At 70.3% G+C, this 9,773-nt stretch carries 10 protein-coding genes; 6 read left to right on the top strand and 4 right to left on the bottom strand.

From position 1 onward, the window contains the following. The first annotated feature begins 155 nt into the window (after positions 1-155). Positions 156-2,819, top strand: coding sequence for an AAA family ATPase (locus tag ABZ208_RS38320; RefSeq protein ID WP_356914072.1), 2,664 nt, complete (start codon positions 156-158; stop codon positions 2,817-2,819). Here the strand turns inward: ABZ208_RS38320 and ABZ208_RS38315 are convergent. Then, positions 2,781-3,155 (bottom strand): DUF2255 family protein, encoded by a 375-nt coding sequence (locus tag ABZ208_RS38315; RefSeq protein WP_356914071.1) that lies wholly within the window; start codon positions 3,153-3,155, stop codon positions 2,781-2,783. The two genes, ABZ208_RS38320 and ABZ208_RS38315, sit on opposite strands and share 39 nt — an antisense overlap. Before the next feature lie 107 nt (positions 3,156-3,262). Here ABZ208_RS38315 and ABZ208_RS38310 point away from each other — a divergent pair, with 107 nt between their 5' ends. Then, a complete protein-coding gene (locus ABZ208_RS38310; protein WP_356914070.1) occupies positions 3,263-3,535 on the top strand; it encodes a hypothetical protein in 273 nt (90 codons plus the stop codon). 376 nt (positions 3,536-3,911) lie between these two features. Further along, positions 3,912-4,529, top strand: coding sequence for a hypothetical protein (locus ABZ208_RS38305; protein ID WP_356914069.1), 618 nt, complete (start codon positions 3,912-3,914; stop codon positions 4,527-4,529). Between the two features lie 71 nt (positions 4,530-4,600). On the opposite strand, the gene ABZ208_RS38300 is transcribed toward ABZ208_RS38305, so the two are convergent. Further along, a complete protein-coding gene (locus ABZ208_RS38300) occupies positions 4,601-5,026 on the bottom strand; it encodes a DUF6461 domain-containing protein (RefSeq protein ID WP_356914068.1) in 426 nt (141 codons plus the stop codon). 26 nt (positions 5,027-5,052) lie between these two features. Between ABZ208_RS38300 and ABZ208_RS38295 the strand changes: the two genes are divergently transcribed. Continuing rightward, positions 5,053-5,583: a hypothetical protein gene (locus tag ABZ208_RS38295; protein WP_356914067.1), complete on the top strand. Its 531-nt coding sequence runs from the start codon at positions 5,053-5,055 to the stop codon at positions 5,581-5,583. 479 nt (positions 5,584-6,062) lie between these two features. Here ABZ208_RS38295 and ABZ208_RS38290 read toward each other — a convergent pair whose 3' ends face one another. Further along, positions 6,063-6,701, bottom strand: a complete 639-nt coding sequence (locus ABZ208_RS38290; RefSeq protein WP_356914066.1) for a helix-turn-helix domain-containing protein — start codon at positions 6,699-6,701, stop codon at positions 6,063-6,065. A gap of 68 nt (positions 6,702-6,769) precedes the next feature. On the opposite strand from ABZ208_RS38290, the gene ABZ208_RS38285 reads away from it, so the two are divergent. Further along, positions 6,770-8,374 (top strand): FAD-binding oxidoreductase, encoded by a 1,605-nt coding sequence (locus ABZ208_RS38285; RefSeq protein ID WP_356914065.1) that lies wholly within the window; start codon positions 6,770-6,772, stop codon positions 8,372-8,374. Between the two features lie 611 nt (positions 8,375-8,985). On the opposite strand, the gene ABZ208_RS38280 is transcribed toward ABZ208_RS38285, so the two are convergent. After that, entirely contained in the window at positions 8,986-9,534 is a 549-nt protein-coding gene (locus tag ABZ208_RS38280; protein WP_356914064.1) for a DUF1062 domain-containing protein, read from the bottom strand. 53 nt (positions 9,535-9,587) lie between these two features. Between ABZ208_RS38280 and ABZ208_RS38275 the strand changes: the two genes are divergently transcribed. Next, on the top strand, positions 9,588-9,773 hold a 186-nt coding region (locus ABZ208_RS38275; protein ID WP_356914063.1), incomplete at its 3' end, for a hypothetical protein.

Here is a 9,773-nt window from a genome sequence, read left to right as displayed (position 1 = left end):
ACGCTACGAGCGCAAAGCCGACCACTTCCTCGCCTTCACCAGCATCGCCTGCACCCTCATCTGCTACCGCAGACTCGCCAAATGAGACGACTTCTTAGGCGACTGGGGTCGTTCCCGGATTCCCCTGCGGCGCACGACCGCATAGGTTTTCGGACATGCCCGAGACATACACGGATGTGCTGATCGGCCGTCAGGACGAGATACGCCGGCTCGACGCCCTGCTCCAGGCGGCACGCCAGGGCCGGGGCGGCGCCTTGGTCCTGCGCGGTGAGCCGGGCATCGGAAAGAGCGCGCTGCTGCGGCATCTGGACGAGGCCGCGACCGGATTCCTCGTCATGCGGGCGTCCGGCGCGGAGTTCGAGATGGAGCTGCCGTTCGCCGCGCTGCACCAGTTGCTCGCGCCCGTCACCGGCCGGCTGATGGCGTTGCCTGCGCCGCACCGCAAAGCGCTGGAGATCGCTTTCGGCCTCGACACCGGCACACCCGATCCGTTCCTGGTCGGCGTCGCGTCGCTGGGCCTCCTGGTGGAGACCGTGCGGGAACGCCCTCTCCTGTGCGTCGTGGACGACGCACAGTGGCTGGACCAGGCGTCGGGCAAGGCGCTGGCCTTCCTGGCCCGACGGGTCTCGGCCGAGTCGATCGCCCTCGTGTTCGCGGCGCGCGAGCCGAGCCGCCTGCCCGAGCTGGACGACCTGCCCGGCCATTCGCTTCAGGGTCTTGGCGAATCGGATGCCCGCGCGCTGCTGGCCGCGGCGATCCGCGCCCCGTTGGACGAGCGGGTGCGCGACCGCATCCTGGCCGAGGCGCGCGGCAACCCCCTCGCGCTGGTGGAGCTTCCCAGGACCGCAGGACTCGCCGGGATGGCGGGCGGATTCGCCCAGCCCGAATCGGTACCCGGCGTGATCGAGCGGAGCTTCCGGTCCCGGCTGGAGCTCCTGCCGCCGGCGGCCCGGCTGCTGGTGACCGTCGCTGCCGCCGACCCGATCGGCGACCCCGGCCTGCTGTGGCGTGCGGCCGAACTCATGGGCATCGACGCGGCTGCCGCCGTGGAGTCCGTCCCGCTGGTCGAGTTCGGTACCCGGATCCGATTCAGCCACCCTCTCGCCCGCTCCGCCGCCTACCATGCCGCGGCGCCGGGGGAGCGGCGCAGGGCGCACGAGGCGCTGGCGGCTGTGACCGACCCGGTCGCCGACCCCGACCGGTGGGCCTGGCATCGGGCCCAGGCCAGTGCCGGCCCGGACGAGCAGGTCGCCGCCGAGCTCGAAGCCTCCGCCACCCGCGCCCAGGAACGTGGCGGTGTCGCGGCGGCGGCGGCCTTCCTCGAACGCTCGGCCGCGCTCACGATCAGCCCGGTCCAACGCGTCGAGCGGACCCTTGCCGCGGTCCAGGCCAAGCTCTCGGTGGGCGACTTCGAGACGGCGGCCGAGCTGCTCACCACCGTGGCGACCGACGATCCGGGCCAGGCCGCCAGGGCCGACCTGCTCCGCGGCAGGCTGTCGTTCGTCCGCCGCCGGGGGGACGAAGGCCCCACGGCGTACCTCCTGCGTGCCGCCGCCCGGCTGGCGGCCACCGACCCTGCCTGGTCACGGGAGTGCTATCTGGACGCCGTCGAGATGGGCCTTCTGCTCGGCGGCCTCGACCACGTGGTGGAGGCCGTCAGGAAGGCACCGCCGTCGGGCGGGCCGGTATCCGGCGCGGCGGCGGTCCTGACCGGCCTGATCAGCCTGGTCGGCGACGGGCATCCGGCGGCGGGGGAAATCCTCAGGCCGGTCGTCGGCGACGCCGACGACGAGGTGTGGGCCAGGCGGCCGTCACTGGGCTTCATGGTGGCCACCGAGCTGTGGAACTTCGACGCCCTGCACGGCATCGCCACCCGTGCCGTCGCGGCCGGCCGCGAGTCGGGCTCCTTCCACGCGCTGCCCATCGGACTGGCCATGCAGGCCACCGCGACCGTGCACACGGGCGACTTCGGTACCGCGATGGAGCTGATCTCCGAGGAGGAGGCGATCGCCGATGCGACCGGCGCGGCACCGCTGGTCTACCCGCGCCTCCACCTGGCCGCGATGCGCGGGCGGCGCAAGGATGCCGTCGAACTGTTCGAGTCGGTGGATCACCGGATGAGCCTCAGCGTGCAATGGGCGTCGGCCGTGCTCAGCAACGGCCTGGCCGACTACCCGGCCGCGCTGAAGGCGGCGAAGCAGGCGGTCGAGTACGGCGCCGTCGGCACGGCGGGCCTCGCCCTGCCCGAGCTGGTCGAGGCAGCCGTACGGTGCGGCGAGACCGAGGTCGCCGCCGCGGCCCTCGCATCCCTCCAAGAGCGCACGCAGGCGGGCCGGCACGCATGGGGTCTTGGCGTCGAGGCCTGTGCGCGAGCCCTGGTGACCGAGGACGAGTCCGCCTACCAGGAGGCGATCGGCCTGCTCGAGGACAGCACACTGGTCGTCTACCGCGCCCGGGCACAACTGCTGTACGGGGAGTGGCTGCGCCGCCAGGGCCGACGGCGTGACGCCCGGTCCGCACTGCGGCCGGCGCACGAGTCGCTGTCCGACCTCGGTGTGGAGGCGTTCGCCGAGCGCGCCGCCGGCGAGTTGCGCGCCACGGGCGAGCAGGCCCGTAGCCGCACGTCGAACGCATCGGACCAGCTGACGATGCAGGAGGTGCACATCGCACGCCTGGTCGCCGACGGCGCCACATCCAAGGAGGTGGCGGCGAAGCTGTTCCTCAGCCCGCGGACGGTCGACGCGCACCTGCGCAACATCTTCCGCAAGCTCGGCCTCACCTCACGCAGGCAACTGCGAGACCTGCCCGACATTCGTTAGCCGCATGGTGGTGGCCGCGGCCTCGTGCCTGTTCATCGACTCCACGGGGCCGGGCCAGTTCAGCCCGTACTTGGCCCGGTAGGCACCGGAGACGCGCTGGACGAGCTCGGGGTCGTCCACCGGCCGGAGGGTGACGGACAGCCGGACCCCGGCCACTTCCACCCCTGTGTCCGCGTGCCGCAGGACCCGGCGGTACCAGGCACTGCGCCGTCCGAAAGCCGAGCGGACATATGCCTCCCCGTCCAGCACCACCACCCAGACCGTCCTGGCCGACCACCGGCCGTTCGCATGCCGTACCCACAAGACGATCTCCGCGCGGTCCATGACAGTGTTCATGGACCAACGTTCACGGTGCCGGTACTACGTACGCGTCGGTGGTCATCACCTAAGTAGGCGGGCTTCGCCGACGCGAGGGCGGTGCTCTCGCGACGAGGCTGAGTGCCATGACGAACATCGACATGAACCCCGCGACTGCAACCTCAACCCCAACCGCAATCGACAACGAAACCGGCATCCTTGAGACGGCCCCTGACACAGCGGCGCTTCACCCCGAGGGCTCGAAGAAGAAGGGCACGAAGAAGAACAAGGCCCAGCGGCGCGCCGCCAAGGCACTGGCGTACTTCGCCCTGATCTTCACCGGGCTCCTGGTCCTGGCCGAGCCGTGGCTGCTGATCCCGGTCGCCGCCCTGGTCCTGGCGATCGCCCTCTGGGACTGACCTGGGCACCAGCGGCTGGCGAACCCTCCTCGGAACCCGTCCGCAACGACACGCGGATCCTTCGCACCGGCCGGGCGGTCCCCCCGAGAGCGCATCGTGGAGCTGGTCCCCCGCCGACGCAGGGATGTTCCGTTGGTCACGACCGCTGAGGGGGCCGCGGCGCAGTGCTCCCCGCCGACGCCCCAACCGTCGACCTGCGGGCTTTCACGCTGCTCCTGCGGCACTGATGGCGATGGCGGTGACGAGCGTGCCGTGGCGACGGTGAGCATGATGCTTCTCACGGTGGTCCTTTCTGCCCGCCCGTTAGGTTGGCGGGGTGAGCGAAGTGACTGATGGTTTGCGGTGGATCGGCGAGCATTCCCATGAGGAAAAGCGTTTGGCGACGGGGATGCTCGGAGGTATCTCGCTCACGGTCGCCCGGGGCGTCGAGGCAGAGGACTTCCTGGTCCGCCTCGGGGCGGACAGCGAACAGCTCCAGCGCCACGACCTGTACAACGAGCGGTACGAGCTTGCCGCGCCAGCCGGCCTGAACGTCAGCCATGCGATGTACGGCACGTGCGGGGACTGGCTGTACATCCTGGAGGACGACTTCAGGGGCTTCGCCACGTGGTGGGCGGGATATCGCACGGTGGCTGCGATGGCGCCGCTCGTGGGTGAGGAGATCATCTGCCTGACGCAGAACAGGCACGACGCGCCGTCTTTGATCCTGCACGCGCCGGGCGACGGACAGACGTGGGAAGCGGAGTTCAAGGGCGAGACCGAGCGCTCCTCCGGGCTCGATGCCGCACTGCACGCGGCAGGAGCCGTGTTCCCCTCGTTCTATGCGGGTACGGCAAGCAGCACCGAGGAAGAGTCGCGGTATTTCGAGGAGCACCTGCATGAGCTGCAGCCGGCGGTGTTCGCCGCCGTCGGCAACTACTGCGGCATCACGATCGGCCGTGACAGCGTGGAGGCCGGCGATCTTCCCCTGGTCCTCGTCCCTTCGCTGTTCTGAATTGGTGCCCGGCAGGGCGCTCACGGTGAGCGCCCTGCCGGACCGGGCGCTGGAGGGAAGGCGTCACGCGCTCACCTGATCTCCGCGCTGCCACACACGAAGGCGGTGTCCCGCAGGAGTTCCGGCGTGATGCGCACGCCCGTCAGGTGCTCGGCGAGGGCGAATGCTGCTTCCGTGGCCAGGAGTTCTGCGGTGTCGGAGGTCTCGTACCAGAATTGGAAGCCGCCGCGGTGCATGGCGTCCAGGGGTTCGTCAGGGGTTGCTCCCCATCGGCGGTCCGGGAGTACCCGCGCTTCATCGTCGATGGTTGCCGGGGGACCGGCTCCAGGTTCCTCCGGCTTCGGACCAGACGAGTGGTGATCTTGTCGTGGTGCTGAGCGCCTTCGCGATGACAGGGGCCGGGGCCTGGAGGACCAGGGCGTCTTTTGTGGATCATCTCGCGCCTGCCGCCGTGCCGGTCGGACTCGTCTGACAGCATGAGTCTTGGGGACATTCACGATAGTGATCGCCAGGGTGAGGGTTGATGGGGGACTACTTCCAGACGATCGTCGACGTCGACGCGGCGCCCGAGGACGTGGCGATACTCGCGTCGAGGGCGGTGGGATGGCTGGTCGACGAGAAGGTCGTGCTCGCTGAGCAGACGTACGAGATGCTCGGCAGACCGGTGTACGTGCCGGGGCGGCAGTGGGACGACGTCATGGAGCGGCCGGGCCAGGGAACCGACGGGCTGGCCGTCATCCGAGGTCGGACTGTCTTTTGGGGCAACCTGGGCTCCGACGGCGCGCCGGTCTGCCCGAACTGCTCTGCGCCGGCCGCCGAAAAGTCCGGGCTGGATGCCCTGGTCGCCTGGAACGAGACCGGCTCCGCCGAGCTGCGGTGCCGGGCGTGCGGGCGTTCGGAGCCGCTGCCCGAGTGGACGTGGCAGGACGACCGCTTCGCCTGCGGTCACCTCGGCTTCGAGGTCTGGAACGCGGCCCGCCTACGTCCCGAGTTCGTTGCCGCACTCGGCCGGGTCCTCGGCCATCGCGTCCGCAAGGTCAGCGGAAAGCTCTGATCTCAGTGACGGGGCTGGTTCGGCGCAAGGCGTTCGACGAGCAGAACGCGTTCGGCCGGCGGGGTTTCTTCTTCAGTCCTCTTGTTGTCATTCCTGTGGACCCATCAGCCACGACGGGCGTTGCCCCCGCTCGGTGGTGCCTCCAACGAGTCGCAGGCCACTGTAGGAAGCCACCTGTTGGCCGACCGACCGGGCAGCCCAGCGACTTCCGAAAGCCCTCGCAACAGACCTGGAAGTAGCCGGAGAAGCTCCGGCCCGTCGCCTCGGACACGCACGGCATCCTGGTCGCTCACCGGCTGCCAGGGGCGTGAAACACCCAGCTGGCCGGGCCCCGTCATGAGCAGCCGACTGCCGCCCGGTCCGATCCTGCCTCAGGCGTGGTACCCGCCGATGCTCTGACGGGCGAACGGAACCGAGCCGCAGCTCGAAGACCCTGGCCCCTGCTGTCCTGACAGCAGGGGCCAGGGCCTCGGTCCGGCTCACGTGCTCTCGTTGCCGGTGGCGAGGATGGTGCGGCAGGCCGCGAAGAGCCGTGCGCAGCGTTGCGCCATGGCTTCGGGCGACTGGTCAGGGTGGTTGACCCACCAGCGGACCAGGGCGGTGCACAGGCCGCGCCAGGCGTATTTGAGGGCGTCGGCGTCAAGCGGGTCGTTGGATCCAGCCGCGTGCAGGAGGTCGGCGGTGCCGATCGCGGCGAGGTCGTCGATGGCGCCGCGGTAGTACGCCGCGCGTTGGGCGGCGTCGCTGTCGGGCGGCAGCGTGGCGTCGTAGAGGACGAACCACGCCTCGCGCTGCCCGTCCAGGGCCGTGAACAGGTCGTGCAGCACACGCAGGGCGGTGGGCGGCGCGCCGGAGGCCTGTTCGGCCATCGCGGCGCGGATGGCGTCCAGCAGCCGGTCGCCAACCGGGTTCAGGCAGGCGAGGTAGAGGTCCTGCTTGCTGCCGAAGTACTGGTGCAGCAGTGGCTTGGTGACGCCCACACGGGCGGCGATGGCGGCCACGGTGGTGGCCTCGTAGCCGTGGCGGCCGAACTCCTCGGTGGCCGCGGCCAGGACCTGTCGTTCGCGCGCGGCCCTGGGCACGCCCTTGGTGCCGGCTCTGGAGGGGAGCGTTGTCATGGACCCGATATTACCTTAGGATAATTTTCTGTTGGGTAAATTACCTGGACCTCGCTGGGAGCACACTCATGCCTGCCACCCCGTCCGACCCCGGCACCTCCCGCATCCGCTCCTGGTGGGGCTGGGGTTACGCCGATGCCCACCCCGACGACGCCGAATGCGTCGCCATGGGCGCCCTGCTGCCGGGCACCCTGGCCCGCCCGCTGCCGATACCCCGGGTCGCCGACCTGCCCATCGCCCGTCCCGGCGCGACACCCCCGCCCGCGCTGGCGCACCTGGTCACCGCCGATCCCGAAGCGCGCGCCGCCCACGCCATGGGCAAGGCCTACCGCGACGTCATCCGGGCCCTGCGCGGCCGGCCCGGCCGGATCCCCGACCTGGTCGCCCGACCGACCGACGACCAGGAGGTGGCCGACCTGCTGGACTGGGCCGGCGGGCACGGCGTGGCTGTCATCCCCTTCGGGGGCGGCTCCTCGGTGGTCGGCGGCGTCGAGTACCGCGGCGACGCCCACCGCGCCGTGCTGTCGCTGGACCTGACCTCGATGAACCGGGTCCTGGAGATCGACGCCGACAGCCGCTCGGCCCGAATCCAGGCCGGCGCGCTCGGTCCTGTGCTGGAAGAGCAGTTGCGGCCCCACGGCCTCACCCTGCGCCACTTCCCGCAGAGCTTCGAGTTCTCCACCCTCGGCGGCTGGCTGGCCACTCGGGCCGGAGGCCACTACGCCACCGTCCACACCCACATCGACGACTTCGTGCAGTCCATGAACGTGGTGACGCCCGCCGGAGCGGGCAGGTCCTGGCGGCTGCCGGCATCCGGCGCCGGACCGTCGCCCGACCGGCTGTTCCTCGGCTCCGAAGGGGCGCTCGGCGTCATCACCGAGGCGTGGATGCGCCTGCAGGAGCGCCCCCGGCACAAGGCCTCGGCGTCCGTGGCCTTTGCCGACTTCCACCAGGCGCTGGACGCGGTGCGTGCCATCGCCCAATCCGACCTCTCCCCGGCCAACTGCCGCCTGCTCGATTCCGGCGAGGCCGCGCTGTCCGGCGCCTCGCACGACGGCTCTGCCGTCCTGGTCCTGGGCTTCGAATCCGCCACCACCCGCGTCGACGACCGCCTCACGAGCGCCCTGGACCTGGCCCGCGCCCACGGCGGCCGCGGCGGGGCGCCGACGGCGGACCGCAACGCCCCGGCCGACACGGCCGTGAGCGCCTGGCGCTCGGCGTTCCTGCGCATGCCCTACCTACGCGACGGCCTGGCCCGCATGGGCGCCGTCATCGAGACCTTCGAGACCGCCGCCACCTGGGACAAGATTCCCGCCCTGATCGACGCCGTCCGCACCCAGGTCGGCACCGCCGCCTTGAAGGCCACCGGTCACCCGGCCACCATCAACTGCCGCCTGACCCACGTCTACCCTGACGGCGCCGCCCCCTACTTCACCGTTGCCGTCGCCGGTCGACCCGGCGACGAGGTCGAGGTCTGGGACGACATCAAAGCCGCCGCGAGCGACGTCCTGCACCGCTACCGCGCAACCATCACCCACCACCACGCCGTCGGCCGCGACCACCGCCCCGGCTACGACCTCCAGCGCCCGGAGCCCTTCGCGCTGGCCTTGCGCGCTGCCAAGCACGCCCTGGACCCCCATCGCATCCTCAACCCAGGCGTCCTGATCGACTGACAGAACGGCGGCAGACGGTCGAGGGTGGCGTGACCTGTCCCAACGGCTTTCACCCAATGGCCTTTTCGGCAGCGGGTACGGATGGCGATGTCCTCCAGCCGCTCGTGTCCTGCCGGCACCGCTAACCACCGATACCCGCACCTTCGGTGTCGCCTTCTCAGGCTTCGCCCTCGGCCCGGCCGTGCCAGGACCCGCCAGCGACGGTGTACCCGTCCAGCAGCGCGCCGGGGGCCAATGGCCTGGCTGCCCGGGACGTCTCCTCATGCCCCAATGGCATGCCGCATCCTCAGCCGTCCAGGTCGACGGCTACCTGGTGAACGACTCGGCCGTCTGCCCAGTCCTGCCGCGCCATTGCTTCGGCGTATCTCCAACGTCCGTGCGACCACACCTCGAGCGCCGGGCGCTGCCCCGTCGGCCACGACGTCAGCCGCGGCCGCGCACCGTCCCCGGGGCGCCAAGGCCGCTGCTCGACCGGTTCTGGGATCTCATCTCTCACGCCCACGACCCGTACGCCCCGACGAACGGGTCAGCCCCGGCACGGGGCCAGGACCGGGCTCGGTCCAGGGCCTGTCCGGCGGATCTTGCCGGACAGGCCCGGGACCGAGGAGGGCTCAACGCTTGAGCGTGAAGGTGAAGTCGCCGGAGAGCTTGCCGCTCAGCCGGACTGCCGCAACGAGTTTCCCCTCCGTGATGAGTCTCTCGACCTCGGCCCGCGATAGACCGCAACCTTCAGCGACCAGTCGCACCGGCCGGACAGGGATCCGCGCCGCAAAGCGGACCGAGACGTCGATCACCTCACGGTCCAGGTGATCCGATCCTCCGGTGTCGAGGCGCCAGGCGTTGTCCCAGTCGAGGGCGATGCGATTACGGCGCCGCACCCCCGGATCCTGGAGCAGCTGAGCTGTCAGGCCAGGGTCGTTGTCATGCAGCCGGTCCAGCAGCTCAGGTCGTACGGAGCGCACATTCATCCGCTCCAGGACCGTGAGCTTTGCAGTGTCCCCGCAGGCGGTACAGAGCGCGAGGAGCCAGGCGTCGATGAGCTTGTGGTTTGCGTTGACGCGAAATTTACCGCTTGCCCGGAAGCGCTCGGACGCGCACGTGTGGCAACGGCGGAGAACTAGCGGCAGGCAGGTGGGGACGACCACCCAGTTCTTGAGCACAGAAGTACACCGGTTTCAGTGAGAAGTCCGCAGCAAAAAGGAGCGCGGCGCACATGCGCGACGCGCAACAAATCAGCGCTCGGGAGGTCTCACAGGGTGTACAACGGCACGTCCTTGACCAGACAACTTGGTTCGGCAGCACGGTAAGAAGCCGTTGCCATACCGATCATGGGGTCTGTCGATCGAACGGGAGTCTCGATCGGGTGATCGCGGGCCTGCCCGGCATGAGAGCAGGGCCT

This window comes from Streptomyces sp. NPDC006208 (genome assembly GCF_040613775.1).
Classification (GTDB): Bacteria; Actinomycetota; Actinomycetes; order Streptomycetales; family Streptomycetaceae; genus Streptomyces.
This window is presented reverse-complemented; position numbering and strand designations above follow the sequence as displayed.